This window comes from Ralstonia flaminis, from assembly GCF_958415495.1.
Taxonomy (GTDB): Bacteria; Pseudomonadota; Gammaproteobacteria; order Burkholderiales; family Burkholderiaceae; genus Ralstonia; species Ralstonia flaminis.
Window position 1 is genome coordinate 58,995 of sequence record NZ_CATZLL010000019.1, and the last position, 25,724, is coordinate 84,718.

A 25,724-nucleotide genomic window follows, 5' to 3' on the forward strand; every position below is an offset into this window, starting at 1 on the left:
TCTGCCTCAATTGGGCCGCGCGTCGCCCATTGACCTCGTTCAGCCCGACACCATGTTCAAACTCTTCAGCCGGCGGCGGCGTGACGACGACCGCGCGCCACTCGCCAATATGGCGCCTGCGTCGTCTGCGCAGCCTGATATGCCTTCCGGCGCCGCACCGTTTCAAGGCGCGGCATCGGATACACCGCCCTCAGCCGGGGCCGATGCACCGTCGCCCCCCAGCTCGTCACCGCCCGGTGGTGGTGCCGGCGGTGGCAGCAACAGCCACGGACATCCGGGCTTCAACGGTCTCACGCTCGACGACATCACGCGCGGCATGCAGCACGCTGCCTCATCGGCCAATCAGATGCTGGCGCAGCAATACACCGTGCTGCTCGATCAGTTCTTTGATGCGGATGAAAACGGCACGCTGGTTGCCCGCGAGGTGGAGCTGGCGCTCGACAGTCAGCACCGGCTCGCGTTGCCGCTGGTGTCGCTGGCCGTGCCACGTGGCCTCGCGCTCGACGAGATGACCGTGGACATGACCGTGCGCAGCGATCTGGCCGAGACCCTGCCTGCGCAAGGTGGCGTAGGTGGCGTTGGCAAGTTCTACGTTTCGCTCGCACCGCATTCACAGCGTGGTGCAGGAGACGGTGGCGGCCGCGATAGCGAGCACATCGACATCCAGATGAAGTTCACCGCGCTGCAGCCGCCCGAGGCCGTGATGCGGTTGATCGATGAATACACGAACCGGTTGCTGCCGCGGCCAGTCAAGGCCGACGCAGCGCCGAACGCCACCCCCAACAGCACGCCCCAGGAGAAGAGCGATGAGCACTGACAACAACCCGCGCACTACAGGCGAGAGGGGCCTCGCCCTCATCAAGGAGTCCGAAGGCCTGCGGTTGTCCACGTATCTCGATGCCGTCGGCAAGCCGACCATCGGCTATGGCCACCTCATCCGGCCCGGCGAGACCTTCAACGGCCCGATCTCGCAACAGCAGGCCGAAGCCTTGCTGCGCAAAGACCTGTACGACACCGAGCAGGGCATCGCCCGCGCCGTGCGGGTATCGATCACGCAGGGGCAATTCGACGCGCTGGCGTCGTTTGTATTCAACCTGGGGGCGGGGCGGCTGCGCTCGTCAACGCTGCTGCGCAAGCTCAATGCGGGCGACTACGCGGGGGCTGCCGATCAGTTTCTCCTATGGGACAAGGCCGGCGGCAAAGCGCTAAAGGGGTTGACCAAACGTCGCCAGGCTGAGCGCCGGCTGTTTCTGTCCTGATTGCCAGCACCACAACGTTGTTCAACCGGAGAACCTCCATGCGTAACGAACCGATGTCCGTGATTCACACCGTTCCCCCGCGCCTGCTGCATCGCGTGCTGATCTGGGTGGCTGCCGCCGCCATTGCGATGGGTGTTTCCTATGCGCGAGCGGCCGACGAAGCTCTGCCCACTTGTACGGCCGAAGCCCAACGCATCGGCGCCGAACTTGTGCGGCAGGATCTGCCTCGCTTCAATGAACAGGCCGGGCGGTACCTTGCCGACACGCTGAATGCGCTTTATGCCTATGGCACGCTGCCCAACCGCTATGTGCCTGAGCGCGACGCCAATTGGGCTGACGGCACCAATCGCCCTGCCATGATGCAGAAGCGCAGTGTCGGCGGGGACCTTTGGAGGCAGAGTGGTTTGCTGCAGGCGGACATTGATGACGGCTTATCCAAGCGGGGCCCGCTGCGCCTGATCTTCGACCAGGCGGGCAAACCGCAATACGTCACTACCGTCCTACCCAATGCACCGCAAATCCCGACAGTGCGCTGCGTTGGCAGGTGAGCGTTGGCGGCGCGTCAGGCGCCAGCCTGCAATGCCTGACGCGCCAACTCCACGCCCTTGTTGGCGAGCGCATCGGCGCGTTCGTTGCCGGGGTGGCCAGCATGGCCCTTTACCCAGTGCCAGCTCACCTCGTGCGTGACGACGAGCTCATCGAGGATGCGCCACAGGTCGTCGTTCTTCACGGGCTTCTTGTCGGCGGTCTTCCAGCCGCGTGCTTTCCAGCCGGCCAGCCATTCGCTGATGCCTTTCTGCACGTACTGCGAATCGGTGTAGACCTTGACCCGGCACGGCCGCTTGAGCGCACGAAACGCTTCAATGACGGCCATCAACTCCATGCGGTTGTTGGTGGTGACGGCTTCGCCGCCAAAGAGTTCTTTTTCGTGGCCGCCCGAGACGAGCACGGTGCCCCAGCCGCCAAGGCCGGGGTTGCCCTTGCATGCGCCATCGGAATAGACGGTAACTTCCTGCATGAATACGAAAGCGATCAGTGAGTGGGTGAGGGCGGCAGCGCCGATCGGCTGAAGTTACGCGCCCGATTTGCCGTCGCACGCGGCGGCCGGCGGCGTCTTGGTCGAATGCGAACCCGATGGCGTGGCGACTGGCGTACCAGCCGGCACCAGCGTGGGAGACTTCCGGGTCTTCCATGCGGGGCCAACCATACGCATGCCGCGCACGCGCTTGACGGCCTGCAGCATGTAGACCGCCCCGAAGATCGGCCACCAGCGATCGCCAGCCTTCTCCATGAAGGCCGTGCGCTGCAGCCACTTTTCGGTACGGTTGGGTGGGCGGTAGCAGCCGAAACGGCCGCGCACGATATCAAATCCGAGCAGCTTGAGCCAGTCTTTCAGTCGGGTGAAGGCAATCATCTGGCTTTGCGCGGGCAGGAACGATTCCGTACCCAGGCGCCGCATGCCCTGGCGCATGCCCCACAGGCTCAGCGGGTTGAAGCCGGTGATGATCAATCGCCCTTCAGGCATCAGCACACGCGCCACTTCGCGCAGCACTTCGTGCGGGTCGTCTGTGAATTCCAGCACATGGGGCAGGGCTACGAGGTCGATGCTTTGCGAGGCGAACGGCAGTTCGTCGTAGCGGCAGATCACACGAGGCTTGGCCTGACGCTGGGTCGCGCTGGCATCGCTCTCGCCGTCGGCGGAGGCGTCTACGGGCTCGGCCGGGTCGCCGTCCATTGGGTCGAGCGTTTCAATGGGGGCGGTCGGGTCGATATCGTCGATCACGCGCGCAATCAGGGGGATGCGGTTCTCGCGCAGCGCGCCAAAGCCAGGGTGGCCGAGTTGCAGCGCGTGAAAACCGAACATGTCGGCCACGGTGCGATCGAATTGCGCCTGCTCCCAGCGTAGGACGTACTGTCCAGGCGGTGAAGCCAGCCAGTGGTGCCAATCTATAATGCGACGATCGTTAGAGGAGTCGGGCATGGTCCAGGGTGGTGTGCCGCTGGTGGCAGCACTTGAGGTAGAGGCGATCGCCGCGTTTGCCGACAATTATATTTGGGCGCTTCATGATGGCCGCGTGGCTGCTGTCGTGGACCCAGGCGACGCGCAACCGGTGCTGCGCTTTCTGCAGGAGCGCGGGCTTGCGCTCGGTGCCATTGTAATCACACATCACCACGGCGATCACGTTGGTGGGGTGCGAGAACTGGTCGCCGCGTATCCGGAGAATCCCGAGGGTGCACCGTTGCCGGTAATCGGCCCGGCAGGCGAATCTATCCCGTGCCGCACCCAGGCCGTACGCGAAGGCGACATCGTCTCGCTCGCTCAGCCGGCCGCCACGTTCCGCGTGCTTGATGTGCCGGGTCACACCAGTGGCCATGTCGCCTACGTCGGCCAGCTGCAAGGCGACAAGGCGCCTGCCAGCCTGTTTTGCGGTGACACGCTATTCGCGACGGGTTGTGGCCGGCTCTTTGAAGGCACGCCCGCGCAGATGCGTGCATCGCTGGCCAAGCTGGCGGCGCTGGCGCCAAGCACGCTTGTTTACTGCGCGCATGAGTACACCGCATCGAATGTGCGCTTTGCACGCGCAGTCGAGCCGGGCAACGCCAGCTTGGCTGCCTGGGAGGCTAAGGTCGGGGCGCTGCGGGCCGACGGCCGCTCGACTGTGCCTACCACCGTTGGCCACGAGTGCGCGACCAACCCTTTTATGCGATCGGACGCGCCTGAAGTAACGCAAGCGGTGGCTCGTCACGCCGGTATTGATACAAAAGATCCGGTGGCCGTATTCGCCGCTTTGCGCGAGTGGAAGAACGGCTTCCGTTGAGAATACAGGCCGCGCGGGGTGTCGCCACCTGTGCACCGGGATGCTGCCGAGGCAATCGCAGGGTCAACGCGGGTTGACGCCGCGGGATGCCTTTCTTACTATCTGGGGCAATTTTTAGGTCCAACCCCTCAGAACTTGATGCGATCCGTGCGACTTCTTGCGGCATCTGTGCTCAGTCTGCTTCTCGCGGCCTGTGCGACGGCTCCCGCTCCGAATGCCGACACTGCCAGCGCAAGCGCCTCTGCCTCCACTTCCGGCCAAAATGCGCCGGTCGTCAATGTTGATCAGCAGCCCGTAGCCTCCCTGAAAGGGCCGGCTAAGGATCTCTGGGCGCGCATTCGCCAGGGTTTTTCCATGCCCGACCTGCAAAGCTCGGCCGTGGATGACCGTGCCGATTGGTATGCGCAGCGCCCCGAAGCGTTCCAGCGGATGGTCGAACGCTCGAACCGCTACCTGTATCACATCGTTGAGGAGCTGGAGCGGCGCAACATGCCCACTGAACTGGCGCTGCTGCCGTTCGTGGAAAGTGCGTTCAACCCGCAGGCAGTGTCGAGCGCCAAGGCAGCCGGGATGTGGCAGTTCATCCCGAGTACCGGCCGAACCTACAACCTCAAGCAGAACGTCTTCCAGGACGAGCGCCGCGACGTGCTCGCCTCGACAGACGCCGCGCTGGATTACCTCTCCAAGCTGCACGATCAGTTTGGCGACTGGCAACTGGCGCTGGCTGCCTACAACTGGGGCGAGGGTTCTGTCGCGCGTGCCATTGCACGCAACCAGGCAGCGGGCCTGTCGACGGACTACGTCAACCTGAACATGCCCGCCGAGACGCGCATGTACGTGCCCAAGCTCCAGGCGGTGAAGAACATCATCGCCAACCCCGAGCGCTACGGCGTGCGGCTGCCGGACATCCCAAACCACCCGTACTTCGTCACCGTCACCACCTCGCGTGATATTGATGTGGTGCTGGCGGCGCGGCTGGCCAATCTGCCGATGGATGAGTTCAAGGCGCTCAACCCGTCGTTCAACCGGCCAGTGATCCTGGGGGCCTCGAACCCGCAGATTCTGCTGCCGTATGACAACGCGGAAACGTTTCAGTACAACCTGAATACGTATCGCGGCGGCCTGTCCAGCTGGACGGCGGTAACGGTGGGCAACCGTGAACGTGTGGAAGCCTTGGCGGCGCGGCTGAAGGTTGACCCGGACACCATCCGCGAGATCAACCGCATCCCCAAGGGCATGCGCCTGAAGGCTGGCTCAACTGTGGTTGTGCCGCGCGCGGACGGCGCCAAAGATGATGCGCCCGATATCAGCCCTGAGCTGGCCGAAAACGCCACCATGGCCGTCGAACCCGACATGCCAGACCTGCGAAAGGTGGTGGTGCGTGCGGGCAAGCGCGATACGGTGGCAGGCCTATCGCGGCGCTATGGCGTGTCTGTGGCGCAACTTCGTGCGTGGAACCAGTTGCCGGGCGATGCGATTCCGCGGGGGCACAGCGTGGTGCTGATGCTGCCGCAGGCGCGCGGCGGTGGTCGTGTGCGTGCGGTGCGGGTATCGGCAACGTCGGCGGCGGCGTCGACCGGGCGGGTCTCGACAGCCAAGGTGGCCGGCAAGCCGGTCGTCAAGGCTAGGCCGGTGGCCAGCACATCGACCAAGCGCAAGAAGCGCTGAAGCTGGCAAACTGAAGCGGCGTCCTGCGGGGCGCCGTTTTCTTTTTGGGCTACGGTAAGACCTGCGTAAGTTGGCGGTCGCACAGTAGCTGCATCGAGCACATCGAACATTGAGCCGGCACGCCACGTAGCGGGTCGGCCTGGAGACAACGTCATGCCCATGTCCGCCGCATACCAAGCGCTGTACCAGCGTTCTGTCGATGACCCTTCCGGCTTCTGGCACGAGCAAGCCCAGCGTATCGACTGGCAGACGCCGTACTCCGCCGTGCTCGATGATTCACGCTTGCCGTTTGCGCGCTGGTTTATCGGCGGGCGTACCAATCTGTGCCACAACGCGGTGGATCGGCATCTCGCCACGCGTGGCGAGCAAGCTGCGCTGGTGTATGTCTCTACAGAAACCGGTATCGAGACAACGTACACGTATCGCCAGCTCCATCGTGAGGTCAATCGCATGGCGGCCTGCCTGCAGGCGCTGGGCGTCAAGCGGGGGGATCGGGTGCTGATCTATCTGCCGATGATTCCCGAGGCCGCATTCGCGATGCTGGCCTGTGCGCGCATAGGGGCGATCCACTCGGTGGTGTTCGGCGGCTTCGCATCCAACAGCCTGGCCACGCGCATCGACGATGCCACGCCGCGCGTGATCGTCAGCGCCGACGCGGGCTCGCGGGCGGGCAAGGTGGTCGAGTACAAACCGCTGCTCGACGCGGCTATCGACCTGGCAGCGCATAAGCCCGAGCACGTGCTGCTCGTCAATCGCCACCTGGCGCCGATGCGGCACAACGCACGTGATGTCGACTACGCTGTGCTTGGCAGCGAGCATGCGAATGCCGACGTGCCGTGCGAGTGGATGGAGTCGAGTGAACCGTCGTACATCCTCTACACCTCGGGCACGACGGGCAAGCCCAAGGGCGTCCAACGTGATACCGGTGGTTATGCGGTGGCGTTGGCCGCGTCGATCCCGCTGATTTTCGGCGCGCAGGCCGGCGACACGATGTTTACCGCGTCCGACGTCGGCTGGGTGGTCGGCCACAGCTACATCGTCTACGCGCCGCTGCTCGCTGGCCTGACGACGGTGATGTACGAAGGCACGCCCATCCGCCCAGACGGCGCCATCTGGTGGCGCATTGTCGAGCAGTACCGGGTGAACGTGATGTTCACCGCGCCGACGGCCATTCGCGTGCTTAAAAAGCAGGATCCGGCGCTGCTGCATCGGCACGACCTGTCCAGTCTGCGCCGCCTGTTTCTGGCGGGCGAGCCACTGGATGAGCCTACCGCAAGCTGGATCGGCGATGCGCTGCACAAGCCCATCGTCGACAACTACTGGCAGACCGAGACCGGCTGGCCGATGCTCGCCATCCCACAGGGCGTGGAGCCGTCGACGCAAAAGCTGGGCTCGCCGGGCTTTCCGGTGTACGGCTACAAACTCGACATTCTCGACGAGGTGAGCGGCGAGCCCTGCGCGCCCGGTGAGAAGGGCCTGCTCGCTGTCGCTGCGCCGCTGCCGCCGGGCTGCATGAGCACCGTCTGGGGCGATGATGCGCGCTTTCTCAAAACCTACTGGTCAGCGTTCCCGGGCGGCCAGATCTATTCCAGCTTTGACTGGGGTGTGCGCGATGAGGATGGCTACATCACCATCCTTGGCCGCACGGATGACGTAATCAACGTGGCGGGCCATCGCCTGGGCACGCGCGAGATCGAAGAGAGCCTGTCGTCGCATCCTGCGATCGCCGAGGTGGCGGTGGTGGGCGTGGCGGACCAGTTGAAGGGGCAGGTGGCAATGGGTTTTGCCATCGTGCGCGACGCGTCACGCGTTGCGGAGTCGACCGACCGCCTTGCGCTCGAGGGGGAGCTCATGCGCACCGTGGAGGCCCAACTCGGTGCGGTGGCGCGGCCGTCACGCGTGTTTTTCGTCAACGCACTGCCCAAAACGCGTTCTGGGAAGCTGCTGCGTCGGGCGATGCAGGCCGTGGCCGAAGGGCGTGATCCGGGAGACCTGACCACGATTGAAGACCCGACCGCGCTGGCCCAGGTGCAGTCGGTAATGCGGGGCACGTAGGGCGAGAAAAGTGATCTTTTCGACAACTGAGAGCGGGGCTTGCAGACTTGGCGGGGCGTCCCAACTCAAGGGCGACTCGCCGTTAAGTCCTTCCTTTCATTGAGTTTTTTGTGGCGCCCGGGTATAATTGTCAGGTTTGAGTTCAGAAACCCATCACCCTAGCGCCAACCGCTTCCTACCTCCCGCCTGCCGCCCCGTCTGCCTCGTTTTCCGGTGAGTTCTGCCCGGGCTTCTACGCGCAAACGGTCTGGGTTCCGCACAGCCGGAATTCCGCTTCGGCGAGCAAGGCGATCAGGTCGGCACAGGGTGAATCCAGCAGGAGCTACCCGTGTTGCCGTCTTTCCCGCCCGCCATCCTCGCGCTTGCAGACGGCACGGTCTTTCGTGGCTATTCCATCGGTGCCGCCGGTCATACGATCGGCGAAGTGGTGTTCAACACTGCCATCACCGGCTATCAGGAAATCCTTACCGATCCGAGCTACTCGCGCCAGATCGTCACGCTTACGTACCCGCATATCGGTAACGTCGGTGTGAACCGTGAGGACGTCGAAGCCACGAAAGTCCATGCCGCCGGTCTCATCATCAAGGATTTGCCGATCCTCGCGTCGAACTTCCGCAAGGAGCATTCGCTCTCGCATTACCTGAAGGGCGAGAAGGTTGTCGCCATTGCCGGCATCGACACCCGCAAGCTGACCCGCATCCTGCGTGAAAAGGGCGCCCAGAACGGTTGCATTCTGGCCGGCGAAGACAACGTGCAGAAGGCCATCGACCTGGCGCGCTCGTTCCCGGGCCTGTCGGGTATGGATCTGGCAAAGGTCGTATCCGTCACTGAGCCGTACGAGTGGACCCAGACCGAATGGGTGCTGGGTCAAGGTTATGGCAAGCAGGAAGCTCCGAAGTACCACGTTGTCGCGTACGACTTTGGCGTGAAGTTCAACATCCTGCGCATGCTGGCCGAGCGCGGCTGCCGCGTGACGGTGGTGCCGGCACAGACCAGCGCCGCCGATGTGCTGGCGCACAATCCGGACGGCGTGTTCCTCTCCAACGGTCCCGGCGATCCGGAGCCGTGCGACTACGCCATTGCCGCTGCCAAGGAATTCTTGGACCGCCGTCTCCCGACGTTCGGCATCTGCCTGGGTCACCAGATCATGGGCCTGGCCGTCGGTGCCAAGACGCTCAAGATGAAGACCGGTCACCACGGTGCCAACCATCCGGTCAAGGACCTGCAGGATGGTCGCGTGGTGATCACCTCGCAGAACCACGGCTTTGCGGTGGACCCGGCTTCGCTGCCGGCCAATGCGCGTGTGACGCACGTCTCGCTGTTCGACGGCACGCTGCAGGGCTTCGAGCTGACCGACCGTCCGGCGTTCTGCTTCCAGGGCCACCCGGAAGCCTCGCCCGGCCCGCACGACATCGCGTATCTGTTCGACCGCTTCACAGCGGCGATGGACGCAGCGAAGCAGTAACGCAAACGAGAGCCAAACGGACGCAAACTCAGTCATGAACGCCTTCATGCTCGCCCACTTCGGCGTCACCGAGTTCTGGACCTTCCTGCTCGGCACGATCTTCATCGTACTGCTGCCGGGGCCGAACTCGATGTACGTGCTGTCGGTGGCGGCCCGTCGCGGGGTGCGCGCGGGCTACCAGGGCGCATGTGGCGTGTTTCTGGGCGATGCCATCCTGATGGTGCTGTCGGCGGCAGGCGTGGCTTCGCTGCTGAAGGCGAGTCCGGCGCTGTTCTACGTCGTGAAGTACATCGGTGCCGCCTACCTGGCGTGGATTGGTCTGCAGATGTTGCGCGGTGCATTGAGCAACTGGCGTGCGCGCAAGGCAGGCGAGTCGGTTGAGCAGAGCGCAGCGCCGGCAGATGAAGCCAATCCGTTCAAGAAGGCGCTGGTGATCAGCCTGCTGAACCCGAAGGCGATCCTGTTCTTCATCTCGTTCTTCATCCAGTTCGTCGATCCGCACTACGCGCTGCCGGTCGTGTCGTTCGTCGTGCTGGGGCTGGTCTGCCAGATCTGCAGCTTCCTGTACCTGACCACCATCATCTTCGTGGGCGCGCGGCTGGCCGCAGCGTTCCGCGCGCGACGACGTTTGTCTGCCGGTATGAGCAGCGGCGTCGGCGCCATGTTTATCGGCTTTTCCGCCAAGCTGGCGACGGCCACACTGAATTAATCGAATCGAGCGGGTTATGCCAAAACGTACAGATATCAAAACCATCCTGATCATCGGCGCGGGTCCGATCATCATCGGCCAGGCGTGTGAATTCGATTACTCCGGCGCGCAGGCCTGCAAGGCACTGCGTGAGGAAGGCTTCAAGGTGGTCCTGGTCAATAGCAACCCGGCCACCATCATGACCGACCCCAGCACGGCCGATGTGACCTACATCGAGCCGATCACCTGGGAAGTGGTCGAGCGCATCATCGCCAAGGAGCGTCCGGACGCGATCCTGCCGACCATGGGCGGCCAGACCGCGCTGAATTGCGCGCTGGACCTGCATCGCCACGGCGTGCTGGCGAAGTACAACGTCGAGCTGATCGGCGCCTCGCCTGAGGCCATCGACAAGGCCGAAGACCGCCAGAAGTTCAAGAACGCGATGACCAAGATTGGCCTGGGTTCGGCCAAATCGGGCATTGCGCATTCGATGGAAGAAGCGCTGGCCGTGCAGGCGTTGATTGCCAAGGAAACCGGCACCAGCGGTTACCCGATCGTGATCCGCCCATCGTTCACGCTGGGCGGCACGGGCGGCGGCATCGCCTACAACCGCGAAGAATTCGAAGAGATCTGCAAGCGCGGTCTCGACCTCTCGCCGACCAACGAACTGCTGATCGAAGAATCGCTGCTCGGCTGGAAGGAATACGAGATGGAGGTCGTGCGCGACAAGGCCGACAACTGCATCATCGTCTGCTCGATCGAGAACCTGGACCCGATGGGCATCCATACCGGTGACTCCATCACTGTGGCCCCCGCACAGACGCTGACCGATAAGGAATATCAGATCCTGCGTAACGCCTCGCTGGCTGTGCTGCGCGAGATCGGTGTCGATACGGGCGGTTCGAACGTGCAGTTCTCGATCAACCCGAAGGACGGTCGCATGATCGTCATCGAGATGAACCCGCGTGTGTCGCGTTCGTCGGCGCTGGCTTCGAAGGCCACGGGTTTCCCGATCGCCAAGGTCGCGGCCAAGCTGGCCGTGGGCTACACGCTGGACGAGTTGAAGAACGAGATCACCGGCGGTGCGACCCCGGCGTCGTTCGAACCGTCGATCGACTACGTGGTCACCAAGGTGCCGCGTTTCGCATTCGAGAAATTCCCGCAGGCTGACAGCCACCTGACCACGCAGATGAAGTCGGTGGGTGAAGTGATGGCCATGGGCCGGACCTTCCAGGAATCGTTCCAAAAGGCACTGCGCGGCCTGGAAGTGGGCGTGGATGGCCTGGACGAAAAGTCGACCGACCGCGACGAGATCATCGAAGAGATTGGCGAAGCGGGTCCGGACCGCATCTGGTATCTGGGTGACGCATTCCGCTTGGGCCTGTCGATCGACGAGGTCTATGCCGAAACGTCCGTTGACCCGTGGTTCCTTGCGCAGATCGAAGACATCGTCAAGACCGAAGCGCTGGTCAAGGCCCGCACGCTCGATAGCCTGTCGGCTGCCGAACTGCGTCTGCTCAAGCAGAAGGGCTTCTCCGACCGCCGCCTGGCCAAGCTGATGAAGACGACGGCCCAGGCTGTGCGCGAAAAACGCATCGCTGAGAAGGTGCGCCCGGTCTACAAGCGCGTGGATACCTGCGCGGCCGAGTTCGCGACCAACACGGCGTATCTGTACTCGACGTACGAAGCCGAGCATGGCGAATGCGAGGCCGAGCCGACCAACAACAAGAAGATCATGGTGCTGGGCGGTGGCCCGAACCGGATCGGTCAGGGTATCGAGTTCGACTACTGCTGCGTGCACGCTGCACTGGCACTGCGCGAAGACGGGTACGAGACCATCATGGTCAACTGCAACCCGGAAACCGTTTCGACCGACTACGACACCTCCGACCGCCTGTACTTCGAGCCGGTGACGCTGGAAGACGTGCTCGAAATCGTCGACAAAGAAAAGCCGGTTGGTGTAATCGTGCAATACGGCGGCCAGACGCCGCTGAAGCTCGCGCTCGACCTGGAAGCCAATGGCGTGCCCATCATCGGCACGTCGCCGGACATGATCGATGCGGCCGAAGACCGCGAGCGCTTCCAGAAGCTACTGCACGAGCTGGGCCTGCGCCAGCCGCCCAATCGTACCGCTCGCGCTGAAGACGAAGCGCTGAAGCTGGCCGAAGAAATCGGCTACCCGCTGGTGGTGCGCCCGTCGTACGTGCTGGGTGGCCGCGCAATGGAAATCGTGCACGAGCCGCGCGACCTCGAGCGCTACATGCGCGAAGCCGTGAAGGTGTCGAACGACAGCCCCGTGTTGCTCGACCGCTTCCTGAACGATGCCATCGAATGCGACGTGGATTGCCTCTCCGACGGCAAGCGCGTCTTCATCGGCGGTGTGATGGAGCACATCGAGCAGGCTGGCGTGCACTCGGGCGACTCGGCGTGCTCGCTGCCGCCGTACTCGCTGTCGCAAGCCACCGTGGATGAACTCAAGCGCCAGACTGCCGCAATGGCCAAGGCGCTGAACGTGGTCGGCCTGATGAACGTGCAGTTCGCCATCCAGCAGAAGGGCGGCGAAGACATCGTCTACGTGCTGGAAGTGAACCCGCGCGCCTCGCGTACGGTGCCGTATGTGTCGAAGGCGACCAGCGTTTCGCTGGCCAAGGTGGCTGCGCGCTGCATGGCTGGCCAGTCGCTGGACTCGCAAGGCATTGAGACGGAGATTGTGCCGGCCTACTACAGCGTCAAGGAAGCCGTGTTCCCGTTCAACAAATTCCCGGGCGTTGATCCGGTGCTTGGACCGGAAATGCGCTCCACCGGCGAAGTGATGGGCGTTGGCAAGACCTTCGGTGAGGCACTCTTCAAGAGCCAGTTGGCCGCCGGTTCGCGCCTGCCCGAAAAGGGTACGGTGCTGATGACGGTCAAGGACAGCGACAAGCCGGCCGCGGTGGAAGTGGCCCGCGCGCTGCATACGTTGGGCTACCCGATCGTGGCGACGCGCGGCACGGCCTCGGCCATCGAAGCCGCCGGTATTCCGGTGCGCGTGGTCAACAAGGTCAAGGACGGCCGTCCGCACATCGTCGACATGATCAAGAACAGCGAGATCGCACTCGTGTTCACGACGGTCGATGAGACGCGCGCCGCGATTGCCGACTCGCGCTCCATCCGTCAGGCTGCACTGGCCCAGCGCGTGACCTACTACACCACCATCGCTGGCGCCCGCGCTGCGGTGGAAGGTCTGAAGCACATGCAGCATCTGGATGTGTACGATCTGCAGGGTTTGCACGCCACCCTGTAAGGCCTGGTGGGACGCTGAGTTTGGCCCGCGACGCGGCATAGCGTCGCGGTCAGCACCCCCAGAGGGCGGCAGTTGCTGCCTCCAGGCGGTTCGCCTACACTACAGCGTCCGTGTCAAAACAACGACAGCCGCCGTCAGGCGGGTGTGCGCTACGCGCCCTCCCGCTTCGCAGCGGCTGATTTTTTTGTGATTCCGAATTACTCACTATGAGCACCATTCCGATTACCAAGCGCGGTGCCGAGATGCTGAAAGACGAACTCCACCGTCTGAAGACCAAGGAGCGTCCGGCCGTCGTCAACGCCATCGCCGAGGCACGTGCCCAGGGCGATCTGTCCGAAAACGCCGACTACGATGCCGCCAAAGAGCGCCAGGGCTTCATTGAAGGCCGCATCCAGGAGATCGAAGGCAAGCTGTCGGCTGCGCAGATCATCGACCCGGCATCTCTCGACGCCGAGGGCCGTGTGGTCTTCGGCGCCACCATCGACCTGGAAGATCTGGATTCGGGCAAGCCTGTCACGTACCAGATCGTCGGTGATGACGAAGCCGATCTGGAAACCGGCAAGATCTCGATCAGCTCGCCGATCGCCCGTGCGCTGATCGGCAAGTTTGAAGGCGACGTCGCCACCGTGGTCGCCCCGGGTGGCGAGCGCGAGTACGAAGTCCTGGCAGTCAAGTACCTCTAATCACCTCCAGCCGGAGCGATTCCCCATGCCTCAGCGCTTCTTTCAGTTGCTTGCTACGGTATGGTGCGGATCGCTCTGGACCATCGGCTACATCGTTGCCCCGACGCTGTTTGCCATGTTGGAGGACCGCCAGTTGGCCGGTTCGATCGCCGGCCGACTGTTCCATGCCGAAGCGTGGATTGGCCTGGGCGTAGGTTGTTTGCTGCTCCTGGCTGCCACGGCGCTGGTACGACGCGGGCAGGCGGGATACAAGCCGCTGCGATGGCTGGTGCTGGGGATGCTGGTGTGCGTACTGGTCGGCTACTTTGGGTTGCAACCGTTCATGGCTTCACTGCGCGAGCAAGCGGCGGCGCAAGGCTTGGCTGTCGGTGACTCGGCATACCGGGCCCAGTTCGGCATGCTGCACGGTGTGTCGAGCGTGTTCTACTTGGTGCAAAGTCTGTTTGGCCTTGCTCTGATCTGGAAAACAGCCGGTATTCGTCAGCCTACCTGATGCAAAAGAAAAGACCGGCTGAGAAGCCGGTCTTTTCTGTGCAGTCCAGGATGAGATTAGGACAGAGCCTTCTTCTTCTGGCTGGTTTGGCGCGGTTTGGCACGCTTGACGTTGCCTCCGGCCGTGACGCGCTCGTTGCCGAGCACGCTCAAGCGGACTGGCTTCGGGCGGCGCGCGCTGTTCGGATTCGGCTTGCGCACCGTGACAGAGCGCGGGCCGGCACCGATGGTAGTCTTGCGCGGCGGCTTGAGATCCTTCGGCTGGTTTTCCTTCAGGTAGGCCGGGCCTTCACGCCAGATGACCAGCAGCTTGCCGATGTGCTGCACGGGCGCAGCCTGCAGGCGGGCGCAGATGGTGTCATAGATTTCAATGCGCGCTTCGCGGTCATCGCCCGCCACGCGCACCTTGATCAGCGTATGGGACGCCAGTGAGCGGTCGATTTCGGCCAGAACGGCCTTGGTCAGGCCCTCCGCACCGATGATGACGACCGGGTTCAACGCATGCGCTTCCGAGCGCAATTCCGATCGCTGGGCAGGGGTGAGGATAAGGGCGGGCATAAATAGAGGCGAGATCGCGCAAAAAGACAAACGGCGCGTATTATCCGCCAAAATCAGTCCTGGCCACCAGGTTTAGGCAGTTTGGCAACCAATTCGATGGCAAAGAACAAATTCAACCAGTCGTGGCTGCACGACCATATCAATGATCCGTACGTAAAGCTGGCGCAGCGCGAGGGCTATCGCGCGCGCGCCGCCTACAAGCTCAAGGAGATCGACGAGCAGGACAAGCTGATCAAGCCCGGTCAGGTCATCGTCGACTTGGGCGCTGCGCCGGGAAGCTGGAGCCAGTACGTGCGCAACAAGTTGGCCGCCTCGCCGCGCGCCAAGGACGGGCGCATTGATGGCGCCATCGTCGCCATCGATATCCTGCCGATGGAAGCCATTGCCGACGTCGAGTTCATCCAGGGCGACTTCCGCGAGGAGGCGGTTTTCCGCCAACTCGAAGAAATTGTGCTGAACGCGACCGGCGGCGGCAAAGTGGACCTTGTTTTGTCCGATATGGCCCCCAACCTCTCAGGTGTGGCGTCGGCGGACGCCGCGCGCATGGAGCACATCGCCGAGCTGGCCGTGGAATTTGCCCAGGCGCACCTGAAACCCGAGGGTGCGCTGCTGATCAAATGTTTTCACGGCAGTGGCTATAGTCAGATCGTCGAGATGTTCAAGCGCCATTTCAAGATCGTGGCGCCCCGCAAGCCCAAGGCCTCTCGCGACAAGTCTTCCGAGACGTTCCTGCTGGGCCGCCAGCTCAAGCATCCGGGCTGACGGACGTTACTCAGGAAGGGCCCGGTGGCTCTGAGTGGCCGATGGTCTTGCGGGCAATCAACCCGCGGCGGTGTCCGTGCATTACAATGCCAAGCATCCCGTCAAGGCATTTCTAAAGGAGTCTCGCCTTGAATAACAACTGGTTTCAGAAGGCGGCCATCTGGCTGGTGATTGCCTTGGTGCTGTTCACCGTCTTCAAGCAGTTCGACAAGCCGCGCACCCAAGAGGGTGTGACGTACTCGCAATTCATGGATGACGCAAAGGCCGGCAAGGTCAAGCGTGTCGAAGTGCAGGGCCGCACGCTGCTGGTCACGCCCAACGAGGGCAACAAGTACTCCATCATCTCGCCGGGCGACATCTGGATGGTCGGCGACCTGATGAAGTACGGCGTGCAGGTGACTGGCAAGGCAGAAGAAGAGCAGGGTGTGCTTCTTACGGCGCTCTACTATCTTGGCCCGACGCTGCTGATCATCGTGTTCTGGTTCTACATGATGCGACAGATGCAGGGCGGCGGGAAAGGCGGTGCCTTCTCGTTCGGCAAATCTCGAGCGCGGTTGATCGACGAGAACAACAACAGCGTCACCTTTGCTGACGTGGCAGGGTGTGACGAATCGAAGGAGGAGGTTGTCGAGCTGGTCGACTTCCTGAAAGATCCGCAGAAATTCCAGAAGCTGGGTGGTCGCATTCCACGCGGTGTGTTGCTGGTTGGCCCCCCAGGTACGGGTAAGACGCTGCTGGCGCGTGCCATTGCCGGTGAAGCCAAGGTGCCGTTCTTCAGCATTTCCGGTTCGGACTTCGTTGAAATGTTCGTCGGCGTGGGCGCAGCCCGTGTGCGCGACATGTTCGAGAACGCCAAGAAGCAGGCGCCTTGCATCGTGTTCATCGATGAAATCGACGCGGTTGGCCGCCATCGTGGCGCCGGCATGGGCGGTGGCAATGACGAGCGCGAACAGACCCTGAACCAGATGCTGGTCGAGATGGACGGTTTCGAGGCCAACTCGGGCGTCATCGTCATCGCCGCGACCAACCGTGCTGACGTGCTCGACAAGGCGCTGCTGCGCCCGGGCCGTTTCGACCGCCAGGTCTACGTGGGCCTGCCGGACATCCGCGGCCGCGAGCAGATTCTCAAAGTGCATATGCGCAAGGTGCCGATCGGCAACGACGTGGATGCGTCGGTGCTCGCACGTGGCACGCCGGGCTTCTCGGGCGCCGATTTGGCCAACCTAGTCAACGAAGCTGCGCTGTTTGCCGCCCGCCGTAACAAGCGCGTGGTTGACATGCAAGACTTTGAAGATGCGAAGGACAAGATCTACATGGGTCCGGAGCGCAAGTCGGCCGTGATTCGTGAAGAGGAGCGCAAGGCCACGGCGTACCACGAGTCGGGCCACGCGGTGGTTGCCAAGCTGCTGCCGAAGGCTGATCCGGTGCACAAGGTCACGATCATGCCGCGCGGCTGGGCTGGTGGTCTGACCTGGCAACTGCCGGAGCACGACAAGCATTACGCCTATAAGGACACGATGCTTGAAGAGGTCGCCATTCTTTTCGGCGGTCGCGCAGCAGAAGAGGTGTTCTTGGGTGCGATGAGCACTGGTGCCTCGAACGACTTCGAGCGCGCCACGAAGATGGCCCGCGACATGGTGACGCGCTATGGCATGAGCGACACGCTGGGCACCATGGTCTATGTCGACACCGAGCAGGACGGCTTCTTCGGTCGCATGGCATCGAAGACGGTGTCCGAGGCGACGCAGCAAAAGGTCGATGCGGAAATTCGTCGCATTGTTGACGAGCAGTACGCCCTGGCTAAGGGCCTGCTGGAAGCCAACCGCGACAAGGTGGAAGCCATGACGGCCGCGCTGCTCGAGTGGGAAACCATCGACGCCGATCAGGTCAACGACATCATGGACGGTAAGCCGCCGCGTCCGCCGCGCTATGGTTCGACCGGCGGTGGCAGCACCCCGCCGGGTGGCGGTACGCCCGCCGGTGCGAACCCGGGGAATGTGCCGGCCACGGCATGATGACTGCCTCATAGGTTTGTTGCCCCGAGGGCGGAGCAGAAAAGCCGGTGCACGCGCACCGGCTTTTTTGTTAGCGCCTTTTTGGGGACACTTGGCGTAGCATTCTGGCCCTGCGCTGTACTCTGATTCGCATATCTTGTCTGCTTCCATTCCCGCTACGACGCACTTCCAATGCGGACGTTTTCGCTACGCACATGATCGGCGCCCGCTGGTCATGGGCATTCTCAACGTCACACCCGATTCATTTTCCGACGGCGGTCAGCATGCCACCCGCGATACGGCGTTGCTCCATGCTGAACAACTGATCGCCGAGGGTGTCGACATGATCGACATCGGTGGCGAATCGAGCCGGCCGGGGGCTGCGCCGCTTGGCTTGCAGGAAGAGCTGGACCGTGTGATGCCGATCGTCGAGGCGCTGCGCGACTGCGGCAAACCGCTGTCTATCGACACCTACAAGCCTGAGGTGATGCGCGCCACGCTGGAGGGCGGCGCCGATCTCATCAACGACATCTGGGGTTTTCGCCGCCCTGGGGCGATTGAGGCGGTGGCCAAGGGCAACGCCGGCCTGTGCGTGATGCATATGCAGCGTGATCCAGAAACGATGCAGGAGTCACCCAGCTATACGGATCTGATGGGCGAAGTGACGGCCTTCCTGCGCAGACAGACCGAAGCGTTGCTGGCTGCCGGTGTGGCCGCCGAGCGCATTTCGCTCGATCCGGGATTTGGTTTTGGTAAAACGCCGGATCACAATCTCACCATGCTCAATCGCTTGGCGCAGTTCGAACAGATCGGTTTGCCATTGTTGGCGGGTCTGTCGCGCAAATCGACGTTGGGTGCAGTGCTGGGTGGCAAACCGCCAGCCGAGCGCATTACCGCCAGTGTGGCAGCGGCGCTGCTGGCAGCGGAGCGCGGCGCTTTCATCGTGCGTGTGCACGACGTGCGGCCGACCGTGGAAGCGCTTCAGGTCTGGTGGGCGATGCGTCACGAGCGGGTTGATCCACCGCTCGCGTGATGGTCGTGCGAGCGGGGTCAAGCGAACAGACGATTGCCCGGCCGCGGCCGGCACTTTACAAACAATAAAGAAACTACTGCAGGAGAGATTCCTCATGTCCAGGAAGTATTTCGGCACCGATGGCATTCGCGGGCGCGTGGGCGAGGCCCCGATCACACCCGATTTTGTGCTGCGTCTTGGCTATGCCGCTGGGCGCGTGTTGGCACACGGCGCCGAGTCGCACGGCCACGGCCGGCCTACCGTGCTGATCGGCAAGGACACGCGCTTGTCGGGCTATATGCTGGAAGCGGCACTGGAAGCCGGCTTCACGGCTGCCGGTGTGGACGTGCTGATGAGCGGCCCGCTGCCGACGCCTGGCGTGGCTTATTTGACGCGCGCACTGCGCCTGTCGGCGGGCGTGGTAATTTCAGCATCACACAATCCTTACTACGACAACGGCATCAAGTTTTTCTCGGCCAGCGGCGACAAGCTCCCGGACGAGACCGAACTGCAGATCGAAGCCGAACTGGAAAAGCCGATGGAGTACGCGGCGTCGGATGCGTTGGGTCGGGCCCGCCGCATTGAGGATGCCGCTGGTCGCTACATTGAGTTCTGCAAGAGCACGTTCCCGAACGACCTGAACCTGTTCGGCATGAAGGTCGTGCTGGATAGCGCGCATGGCGCGGCATACCACATCGCTCCGCACGTCTTCCACGAGTTGGGTGCGGACGTGGTATCGATCGGCAACCAGCCGAACGGTCGCAACATCAACGATGGCTACGGCGCGACAGCGCCCGGCAAGCTCGTCGAAGCGACGCGCGAACACGGCGCCGACATCGGTCTGGCCTTCGATGGCGATGCCGACCGCCTGCAGGTGGTCGACCGCAACGGCCGCCTGTATAACGGCGATGAGCTGCTCTACGTGATGGTGCAGGCACGTCGCGCTGCTGGGCAGGCCGTGCCGGGCGCTGTGGGCACGCTCATGACCAACCTGGCGGTGGAGTTGGCGCTCAAGGCGCAGGGCGTCGAGTTTGTGCGCGCCAAGGTCGGTGACCGCTATGTGCTCGAAGAACTGAAGAAGAACGGCTGGCTGCTGGGCGGTGAAGGTTCGGGCCATTTGCTGTGCCTGGACAAGCACAGCACGGGCGACGGCATCATCTCGGCGTTGCAGGTACTTGCGGCATTGCGCCGCAGCGGCCAGACGCTCGACCAGATGCTGGACGGTGTGCGCCTGTTCCCGCAAAAGCTGATCAACGTGCGCGTTGAGAAGGGTTTCGACTGGAAGTCGCACGCTGGCTTGCAGGCTGCGCTCAAGACGAGCGAGGCGGAGCTCAACGGCAAGGGGCGTGTGCTGATCCGCCCGTCCGGCACCGAACCTGTGGTTCGGGTGATGGTTGAGGCACAGGATGCCGACCTTGCCACGCAGCACGCAGAGCGCTTGGCGGCAACGTTCCAGTGAATTGACGGACGAACGCTGCAGAAGCAATTAAAAAGCGGCCTTGGCGCCGCTTTTTTTATGGCTTAAGGGCGACTTTCGTGTGCCTTAAGCCGGCTCTGAGAAGTTTTTGTGTTGTCACAGAAGTGTCATGTGAGCGACCTAAAGTTCGGGTGTCAAAAATCTGTCATCGCTCAACCGCTCCTCTGGAGGACACATGAAACTGGTCAAAACCGCGATTGCGGGCGTGGCTGCGCTGGCTTTCGCTGGTGCCGCATTTGCTGTTGACATCACTGGCGCTGGCGCAACGTTCCCGGCACCCGTCTACAACAAGTGGGCAGCTGACTACAATAAGGCGACCCAGGCCAAGGTGAATTACCAAGGTATCGGTTCGTCGGGTGGCATCAAGCAGATTACCGCCAAGACCGTCGACTTCGGCGCATCGGACATGCCGCTGAAGGACGAAGAGCTGAACAAGGATGGTCTGATCCAGTTCCCGACCGTGATCGGCGGCGTGGTGCCGGTGATCAACCTGAAGGATTCCAAAGGCCAGGCCATTAGCGGGCTGACCCTGAACGGCCAAGTGCTGGGCGACATCTATCTGGGCAAGATCAAGAAGTGGAATGATCCGGCCATCGCCAAGCTGAACCCGAAGGCCCCGCTGCCGGACCAGGACATCCTGGTGGTGCGCCGTGCTGACGGTTCGGGCACCTCGTTCATCTTCACGAACTACCTGTCGAAGGTGAATGTCGAGTGGAAGGGCAAGGTTGGCGAAGGCACGACCGTGAACTGGCCGATCGGTACGGGCGGCAAGGGCAACGAAGGCGTGGCCGCTTTCGTGCAGCGTCTGAGTGGCGCAATCGGCTACGTTGAGTACGCCTACGCCAAGCAGAACAAGATGACCCACGTGAATCTGCAGAACAAGTCGGGCGCCGTGGTGCAACCGACGGCTGACGCCTTCAAGGCGGCGGCTGCCGGTGCTGAGTGGAGCAAGACGTACTACCAGATCCTGACGGACGAGCCGGGCAAGGACGCATGGCCGATCGCTGGTGCAACGTTCATCCTGCTGCACAAGACCCAGGCCAAGCCGGAACAAGGCGCAGAAGTCATGAAGTTCTTCGACTGGGCCTACAAGGGTGGCGATGATGCCGCCAAGGGTCTGGACTACGTGCCGCTGCCGGATGCTGTGAAGAACCAGATCCGCGCGACGTGGAAGTCGAACGTGAAGGACGCGTCGGGCAAGGCGATCTATAACTGATCGTTGTCCGCTGCATGCGTGCAGTACATAAGTGCAGCACAAGGTGCGGGCGGGCGGTGCAGATCGGCCGCCCGCGCCATTTCAACAGCTTCTCTCACGGCTGACCGGTTTCCCTCATGGCCACGCTCTCTGATTCTTCTGGCGCTTCCCGCATGCGCGCACCAAGCCGCACTGGCGACCTGGTGTTTGGCGGTCTGACCCGCCTTGCCGCAATCGTTACGCTGCTGCTGCTGGGCGGCATCATCGTTTCGCTGATCATCAGCTCCTGGCCCTCGATCAAGCAATTCGGCCTGTCGTTCCTGGTGAATTCGGAGTGGGATCCCCCCTCGGACATCTACGGCGCGCTGGTGCCGGTCTACGGCACGCTGGTCACGTCGCTGATCGCGCTCATCATTGCCGTGCCCGTGAGCTTTGGCATTGCCCTGTTTCTGACCGAGCTGTCGCCAGCCTGGCTGCGCCGACCGCTGGGTACCGCCATCGAGCTGCTCGCCGCTGTGCCTTCCATCGTCTACGGCATGTGGGGTCTGCTCGTGTTTGCGCCGATCTTCGGCGAGTATTTTCAAAAACCGCTGGCCGCGACTGTCGGCAAGATCCCGGTCATCGGGGCGCTGTTCCAGGGCGCACCGATCGGTATCGGCCTGCTGTGCGCGGGGGTGATTCTGGCCATCATGATCATCCCTTACATCTCGGCGGTGATGCGCGACGTGTTCGAGATCACGCCGACGCTGCTCAAGGAATCCGCCTACGGCGTGGGCTGCACGACGTGGGAAGTCATGTGGAACGTGGTGCTGCCGTACACCAAGGCTGGTGTGATCGGCGGTGTGATGCTGGGTCTGGGTCGCGCGCTGGGCGAGACCATGGCGGTGACGTTCGTGATCGGCAACACCAACCTGCTGTCTGACGCGTCGCTGTTCTCGCCGGGCAACAGCATTACCTCGGCTCTGGCCAATGAGTTTGCGGAAGCGGGCCAAGGCCTGCACACCGCCGCGCTGATGGAGTTGGGCTTGATCCTGTTCGTCATTACGTTCATCGTGCTGGCGGCGTCCAAGCTGCTTCTGCTGCGCTTGCAGAAGAGCGAGGGCAAGAAGTGAACCAAAACGATCTGCCCGACGCCATGAGACCCAACACCATGCGTACGCCATCCATTCCTGCCGTCCGCGCCGACTCTGAGAAGATCAAAGCGCGCCTGCAGGCCCGTCGCCGCAACATCAACGGTATTGCGCTGGCACTTTCACTTGCTGCCATGGGCTTTGGCCTGTTGTGGCTGGCGTGGATTCTGTGGACCACGCTGTCGCTGGGTGTGGGCGGCCTGTCGCTGTCACTCTTCACGGAGATGACGCCGCCGCCCAACACGCCGGGCGGCGGACTGGCCAACGCCATCGCCGGTTCGTTCATGCTGGTCGGTATGGCCACGCTGATCGGCACGCCGCTGGGCATTCTGGCGGGTATCTACCTGGCGGAGTACGGCAAGACGTCGATGCTGGCCAGCGCCACGCGTTTCATCAATGACATCCTGCTGTCGGCACCGTCCATCGTGATCGGTTTGTTTGTGTATGCCGTTGTGGTGGCGCGCGTGCAGCACTTCTCGGGGATTGCCGGTGTGCTTGCGCTGGCGCTGCTGCAGATCCCGATCGTGGTGCGCACCACCGAGAACATGCTGAACCTGGTGCCCAACGCGATGCGTGAGGCTGCCATGGCGCTCGGTACGCCCAAGTGGAAGATGATTCTGTCGATCACCCTCAAGGCATCGTATGCCGGCGTGATTACCGGGGTGCTGCTGGCCGTGGCCCGCATTGCCGGCGAGACTGCGCCGCTGCTCTTCACCGCGCTGAACAATCAGTTCTGGAGCCTGGATCTGAATCAGCCGATGGCGACCATGCCGGTGGTGATCTTCAAGTTTGCAATGAGCCCGTTCCCCGAGTGGCAGCAATTGGCCTGGGCCGGGGTGTTCCTGATTACGCTGGGTGTGCTGGGGCTGAACGTCCTCGCGCGTGCCTTGTTCACCAAGAAATGACCATGACTGCTACGTCCCTCGAAGTGCGCACGCAAAGCCCCAAGATCGATGTGCGTGACCTGAACTTCTACTACGGTAAGTTCCACGCGCTCAAGAACATCTCGCTGCAGATTCCCGAGAAGCAGGTGACGGCGTTCATCGGCCCGTCGGGTTGTGGCAAGTCGACGCTGCTGCGTACGTTCAACAAGATGTACGCCCTGTACCCCGAGCAGCGCGCCGAAGGTGCGATCAACATGGACGGCGAAAACCTGCTTACGTCGAAGACGGACATCGCTCTGCTGCGCGCCAAGGTGGGCATGGTGTTCCAGAAGCCGACGCCGTTCCCGATGTCGATCTACGACAACATCGCTTTTGGCGTGAAGCTGTTCGAGCGCCTGTCGCGCTCTGAAATGGATGACCGCGTGGAATGGGCGCTGACCAAGGCCGCGCTGTGGAGCGAAGTCAAGGACAAGCTCAACCAGTCGGGCTACGGCCTGTCGGGCGGCCAGCAACAGCGTCTGTGCATCGCACGCGGCATCGCCATCCGTCCGGAAGTGCTGCTGCTGGACGAGCCGTGCTCGGCACTGGACCCGATTTCCACCGGTAAGATCGAAGAGCTGATTGCTGAGTTGAAAGACGACTACACCGTCGTCATCGTGACGCATAACATGCAACAGGCGGCGCGCTGCTCCGACTACACGGCTTACATGTACCTGGGCGAGTTGATCGAGTTTGGTGAGACCGAGAAGATCTTCATCAAGCCGCACCGCAAGGAAACGGAAGACTACATTACCGGCCGCTTCGGCTGATCTGGAACAAGCGCTGAAGCGACAAGGAGAAACCGATGTCTGAGAAACATCTGTCATCGCAGTTTGATACGGACCTGACCTCGATCAGCACCAAGGTGCTGCAGATGGGCGGCCTGGTTGAAGCGCAGATCGCCCGCGCGATGCGTGCGCTGGCCAACTTCGACACCGAGATGTGCGATCAGGTGCTCGCGGTGGAGCAGGAGATCAACGCGCTCGAAATCGAGATCGACGGCGATTGCAACAACATCATCGCGCGCCGCCAGCCGACCGCCCGCGACCTGCGGCTGGTCATGGCCATCTCGAAGACCATCACCAACCTGGAGCGCGCCGGCGACGAGGCCGCGAAGATCGCCAAGCGTACCAAGCGCCTCATGCAGGACCCGTCGGCGCACGCGCTGAACTATGTGGGTGTTGAGCGCTCGGGCGACATGGCGGCGACCATCCTGCGTCATGCGCTGGACGCCTTCGCGCGGCTGGACACCGCCGAGGCCGTGTCGATCCTGAAGGAAGACAAGGCCATCGACGAGGAATTCCGCGGTTTCATGCGCGAGCTCATCACCTACATGATGGAAAATCCGCGCACGATTTCGGTGTCGCTGGATCTGCTGTTCATTGCGAAGGCGATCGAACGTATTGGCGATCACGCCAAGAACATCGCCGAATTCATCATCTACATCGTCAAGGGAACCGACGTCCGGCACGCTGGGCGCGAGGCGCTGGAGCGTGAGATCCAGGGCGAGGGCGAATAAAAAAGGCAGGATGGAGACGTGAGCATGCCGAGTAGCATTCTGGTCGTGGAAGACGAACCGGCGATCGCCGAGCTGATCGCCGTTAACCTGCAGCACGCAGGTCACTACCCGATCCGTGCGTACAACGCTGAACAGGCGCTGTCGCTGATGAGCGATGTGCTGCCAGACCTGGTTTTGCTGGACTGGATGCTGCCGGGTAAGTCCGGCGTGATGTTCGCCAAGGAGCTGCGTGCCAATGAGCGTACGCGCCAGATCCCGATCATCATGCTGACCGCCCGCAGCGAAGAGCAGGACAAGATCATGGGCCTGGACAGCGGCGCGGATGACTACGTCACCAAGCCGTTCTCGCCCAAGGAACTGCTGGCTCGCATCAAGGCCGTGCTGCGCCGTCGTGCGCCGCAGCTGACCGACGACGTGGTGGCCATCAACGGCCTGAAGCTCGACCCGGCCACGCATCGCGTGACGGCCACGAACATCGAAGCAGAAAACCCGATCAAGCTCGATCTGGGCCCGACCGAGTTCCGTCTGCTGCATTTCCTGATGACGCATCCGGAGCGCGTGCACAGCCGCTCGCAATTGCTTGATCAGGTGTGGGGCGATCACGTGTTCGTGGAAGAGCGTACCGTGGACGTGCACATCAAGCGCCTGCGCGCGGCGCTCGCTCCGGGTGGCTACAGCAACATGATCGAAACCGTGCGCGGCAGCGGCTATCGCCTGGCGCGTAATCCGGGGCAGTAACGTA

General features: G+C 62.6%; 24 protein-coding genes. 21 read left to right on the forward strand and 3 right to left on the reverse strand.

Translation table 11 applies throughout. The features are described from left to right. Window positions 1-52: 52 nt before the first annotated feature. From R2N11_RS23655 to R2N11_RS23665, 3 genes are read left to right on the forward strand one after another with little or no spacing between them, the layout of a single operon-like run. Window positions 53-817 (forward strand): DUF2589 domain-containing protein, encoded by a 765-nt coding sequence (locus R2N11_RS23655; protein ID WP_316682599.1) that lies wholly within the window; start codon window positions 53-55, stop codon window positions 815-817. Continuing rightward, the gene (locus tag R2N11_RS23660) at window positions 807-1,259 is read left to right on the forward strand and encodes a lysozyme (RefSeq protein ID WP_199027412.1); all 453 of its coding nucleotides are present in this window, start codon (window positions 807-809) and stop codon (window positions 1,257-1,259) included. The genes R2N11_RS23655 and R2N11_RS23660 overlap by 11 nt, the downstream gene beginning before the upstream one ends. A gap of 38 nt (window positions 1,260-1,297) precedes the next feature. Continuing rightward, window positions 1,298-1,807, forward strand: coding sequence for a hypothetical protein (locus tag R2N11_RS23665; protein ID WP_316682600.1), 510 nt, complete (start codon window positions 1,298-1,300; stop codon window positions 1,805-1,807). A gap of 14 nt (window positions 1,808-1,821) precedes the next feature. On the opposite strand, the gene rnhA is transcribed toward R2N11_RS23665, so the two are convergent. Continuing rightward, window positions 1,822-2,277, reverse strand: coding sequence for a ribonuclease HI (gene rnhA, locus R2N11_RS23670; protein WP_199027409.1), 456 nt, complete (start codon window positions 2,275-2,277; stop codon window positions 1,822-1,824). A 54-nt stretch (window positions 2,278-2,331) separates the two neighbouring features. Further along, window positions 2,332-3,240, reverse strand: coding sequence for a class I SAM-dependent methyltransferase (locus tag R2N11_RS23675; RefSeq protein ID WP_316682601.1), 909 nt, complete (start codon window positions 3,238-3,240; stop codon window positions 2,332-2,334). Here R2N11_RS23675 and gloB point away from each other — a divergent pair. The 8 genes from gloB to R2N11_RS23715 all read left to right on the forward strand — a co-directional run bounded on the left by gloB (window position 3,239) and on the right by R2N11_RS23715 (window position 14,413). After that, entirely contained in the window at window positions 3,239-4,078 is an 840-nt protein-coding gene (gloB, locus tag R2N11_RS23680) for a hydroxyacylglutathione hydrolase (protein WP_316682602.1), read from the forward strand. The genes R2N11_RS23675 and gloB overlap by 2 nt on opposite strands. A gap of 138 nt (window positions 4,079-4,216) precedes the next feature. Continuing rightward, window positions 4,217-5,746, forward strand: a complete 1,530-nt coding sequence (locus tag R2N11_RS23685) for a transglycosylase SLT domain-containing protein (RefSeq protein WP_199027403.1) — start codon at window positions 4,217-4,219, stop codon at window positions 5,744-5,746. Window positions 5,747-5,899: 153 nt separating this feature from the next. Then, window positions 5,900-7,801, forward strand: coding sequence for a propionate--CoA ligase (gene prpE, locus R2N11_RS23690; RefSeq protein ID WP_316682603.1), 1,902 nt, complete (start codon window positions 5,900-5,902; stop codon window positions 7,799-7,801). 328 nt (window positions 7,802-8,129) lie between these two features. Next, a complete protein-coding gene (gene carA / locus R2N11_RS23695) occupies window positions 8,130-9,266 on the forward strand; it encodes a glutamine-hydrolyzing carbamoyl-phosphate synthase small subunit (RefSeq protein WP_199027393.1) in 1,137 nt (378 codons plus the stop codon). Window positions 9,267-9,300: 34 nt separating this feature from the next. Then, window positions 9,301-9,975 (forward strand): leucine efflux protein LeuE, encoded by a 675-nt coding sequence (leuE, locus tag R2N11_RS23700; protein WP_316682604.1) that lies wholly within the window; start codon window positions 9,301-9,303, stop codon window positions 9,973-9,975. A 16-nt stretch (window positions 9,976-9,991) separates the two neighbouring features. Next, window positions 9,992-13,237, forward strand: coding sequence for a carbamoyl-phosphate synthase large subunit (carB, locus tag R2N11_RS23705; RefSeq protein ID WP_199027382.1), 3,246 nt, complete (start codon window positions 9,992-9,994; stop codon window positions 13,235-13,237). A gap of 206 nt (window positions 13,238-13,443) precedes the next feature. Continuing rightward, window positions 13,444-13,920, forward strand: coding sequence for a transcription elongation factor GreA (greA, locus tag R2N11_RS23710; protein WP_199033323.1), 477 nt, complete (start codon window positions 13,444-13,446; stop codon window positions 13,918-13,920). A gap of 25 nt (window positions 13,921-13,945) precedes the next feature. Then, a complete protein-coding gene (locus tag R2N11_RS23715; protein WP_199033322.1) occupies window positions 13,946-14,413 on the forward strand; it encodes a DUF4149 domain-containing protein in 468 nt (155 codons plus the stop codon). A 56-nt stretch (window positions 14,414-14,469) separates the two neighbouring features. Here R2N11_RS23715 and R2N11_RS23720 read toward each other — a convergent pair whose 3' ends face one another. Beyond that, window positions 14,470-14,970: a YhbY family RNA-binding protein gene (locus R2N11_RS23720; protein ID WP_316682605.1), complete on the reverse strand. Its 501-nt coding sequence runs from the start codon at window positions 14,968-14,970 to the stop codon at window positions 14,470-14,472. Window positions 14,971-15,066: 96 nt separating this feature from the next. Between R2N11_RS23720 and R2N11_RS23725 the strand changes: the two genes are divergently transcribed. The 10 genes from R2N11_RS23725 (at window position 15,067) to phoB (ending at window position 25,720) form a co-directional block, all read left to right on the forward strand. Then, window positions 15,067-15,732: an RlmE family RNA methyltransferase gene (locus tag R2N11_RS23725; protein WP_316682606.1), complete on the forward strand. Its 666-nt coding sequence runs from the start codon at window positions 15,067-15,069 to the stop codon at window positions 15,730-15,732. 128 nt (window positions 15,733-15,860) lie between these two features. Beyond that, window positions 15,861-17,747 carry an ATP-dependent zinc metalloprotease FtsH gene (gene ftsH / locus R2N11_RS23730; RefSeq protein WP_199032753.1) on the forward strand — a complete coding sequence of 629 codons (1,887 nt, stop codon included), beginning with the start codon at window positions 15,861-15,863 and terminating at the stop codon, window positions 17,745-17,747. Window positions 17,748-17,895: 148 nt separating this feature from the next. Further along, a complete protein-coding gene (folP, locus tag R2N11_RS23735) occupies window positions 17,896-18,759 on the forward strand; it encodes a dihydropteroate synthase (protein WP_316682626.1) in 864 nt (287 codons plus the stop codon). A 94-nt stretch (window positions 18,760-18,853) separates the two neighbouring features. Next, entirely contained in the window at window positions 18,854-20,197 is a 1,344-nt protein-coding gene (gene glmM / locus R2N11_RS23740; RefSeq protein WP_316682607.1) for a phosphoglucosamine mutase, read from the forward strand. A 193-nt stretch (window positions 20,198-20,390) separates the two neighbouring features. Beyond that, window positions 20,391-21,431, forward strand: a complete 1,041-nt coding sequence (gene pstS / locus R2N11_RS23745) for a phosphate ABC transporter substrate-binding protein PstS (RefSeq protein ID WP_316682608.1) — start codon at window positions 20,391-20,393, stop codon at window positions 21,429-21,431. 116 nt (window positions 21,432-21,547) lie between these two features. Next, a complete protein-coding gene (pstC, locus tag R2N11_RS23750) occupies window positions 21,548-22,522 on the forward strand; it encodes a phosphate ABC transporter permease PstC (RefSeq protein WP_199032750.1) in 975 nt (324 codons plus the stop codon). Window positions 22,523-22,560: 38 nt separating this feature from the next. Next, complete coding sequence (gene pstA, locus R2N11_RS23755; protein WP_199032749.1) at window positions 22,561-23,445, forward strand: phosphate ABC transporter permease PstA; 885 nt, start codon at window positions 22,561-22,563, stop codon at window positions 23,443-23,445. Beyond that, window positions 23,442-24,233 (forward strand): phosphate ABC transporter ATP-binding protein PstB, encoded by a 792-nt coding sequence (gene pstB, locus R2N11_RS23760; protein ID WP_430715471.1) that lies wholly within the window; start codon window positions 23,442-23,444, stop codon window positions 24,231-24,233. The genes pstA and pstB overlap by 4 nt, the downstream gene beginning before the upstream one ends. 35 nt (window positions 24,234-24,268) lie before the next feature. After that, window positions 24,269-24,982 carry a phosphate signaling complex protein PhoU gene (gene phoU / locus R2N11_RS23765; RefSeq protein WP_316682610.1) on the forward strand — a complete coding sequence of 238 codons (714 nt, stop codon included), beginning with the start codon at window positions 24,269-24,271 and terminating at the stop codon, window positions 24,980-24,982. A 24-nt stretch (window positions 24,983-25,006) separates the two neighbouring features. Further along, window positions 25,007-25,720 carry a phosphate regulon transcriptional regulator PhoB gene (gene phoB, locus R2N11_RS23770; protein ID WP_024975443.1) on the forward strand — a complete coding sequence of 238 codons (714 nt, stop codon included), beginning with the start codon at window positions 25,007-25,009 and terminating at the stop codon, window positions 25,718-25,720. Window positions 25,721-25,724 lie beyond the last annotated feature (4 nt).

Coding starts and splice junctions, on each gene's coding strand:
- prpE (WP_316682603.1), top strand. CDS start 5,900: ATGCCCATGTCCGCCGCATACCAAGCGCTGTACCAGCGTTCTGTCGAT.
- R2N11_RS23675 (WP_316682601.1), bottom strand. CDS start 3,240: ATGCCCGACTCCTCTAACGATCGTCGCATTATAGATTGGCACCACTGG.
- R2N11_RS23715 (WP_199033322.1), top strand. CDS start 13,946: ATGCCTCAGCGCTTCTTTCAGTTGCTTGCTACGGTATGGTGCGGATCG.
- pstC (WP_199032750.1), top strand. CDS start 21,548: ATGGCCACGCTCTCTGATTCTTCTGGCGCTTCCCGCATGCGCGCACCA.
- leuE (WP_316682604.1), top strand. CDS start 9,301: ATGAACGCCTTCATGCTCGCCCACTTCGGCGTCACCGAGTTCTGGACC.
- phoU (WP_316682610.1), top strand. CDS start 24,269: ATGTCTGAGAAACATCTGTCATCGCAGTTTGATACGGACCTGACCTCG.
- pstB (WP_430715471.1), top strand. CDS start 23,442: ATGACCATGACTGCTACGTCCCTCGAAGTGCGCACGCAAAGCCCCAAG.
- greA (WP_199033323.1), top strand. CDS start 13,444: ATGAGCACCATTCCGATTACCAAGCGCGGTGCCGAGATGCTGAAAGAC.
- pstA (WP_199032749.1), top strand. CDS start 22,561: ATGCGTACGCCATCCATTCCTGCCGTCCGCGCCGACTCTGAGAAGATC.
- R2N11_RS23665 (WP_316682600.1), top strand. CDS start 1,298: ATGCGTAACGAACCGATGTCCGTGATTCACACCGTTCCCCCGCGCCTG.
- gloB (WP_316682602.1), top strand. CDS start 3,239: ATGGTCCAGGGTGGTGTGCCGCTGGTGGCAGCACTTGAGGTAGAGGCG.
- R2N11_RS23720 (WP_316682605.1), bottom strand. CDS start 14,970: ATGCCCGCCCTTATCCTCACCCCTGCCCAGCGATCGGAATTGCGCTCG.
- R2N11_RS23660 (WP_199027412.1), top strand. CDS start 807: ATGAGCACTGACAACAACCCGCGCACTACAGGCGAGAGGGGCCTCGCC.
- R2N11_RS23655 (WP_316682599.1), top strand. CDS start 53: ATGTTCAAACTCTTCAGCCGGCGGCGGCGTGACGACGACCGCGCGCCA.
- R2N11_RS23725 (WP_316682606.1), top strand. CDS start 15,067: ATGGCAAAGAACAAATTCAACCAGTCGTGGCTGCACGACCATATCAAT.
- R2N11_RS23685 (WP_199027403.1), top strand. CDS start 4,217: ATGCGATCCGTGCGACTTCTTGCGGCATCTGTGCTCAGTCTGCTTCTC.
- glmM (WP_316682607.1), top strand. CDS start 18,854: ATGTCCAGGAAGTATTTCGGCACCGATGGCATTCGCGGGCGCGTGGGC.
- rnhA (WP_199027409.1), bottom strand. CDS start 2,277: ATGCAGGAAGTTACCGTCTATTCCGATGGCGCATGCAAGGGCAACCCC.
- pstS (WP_316682608.1), top strand. CDS start 20,391: ATGAAACTGGTCAAAACCGCGATTGCGGGCGTGGCTGCGCTGGCTTTC.
- phoB (WP_024975443.1), top strand. CDS start 25,007: ATGCCGAGTAGCATTCTGGTCGTGGAAGACGAACCGGCGATCGCCGAG.
- carB (WP_199027382.1), top strand. CDS start 9,992: ATGCCAAAACGTACAGATATCAAAACCATCCTGATCATCGGCGCGGGT.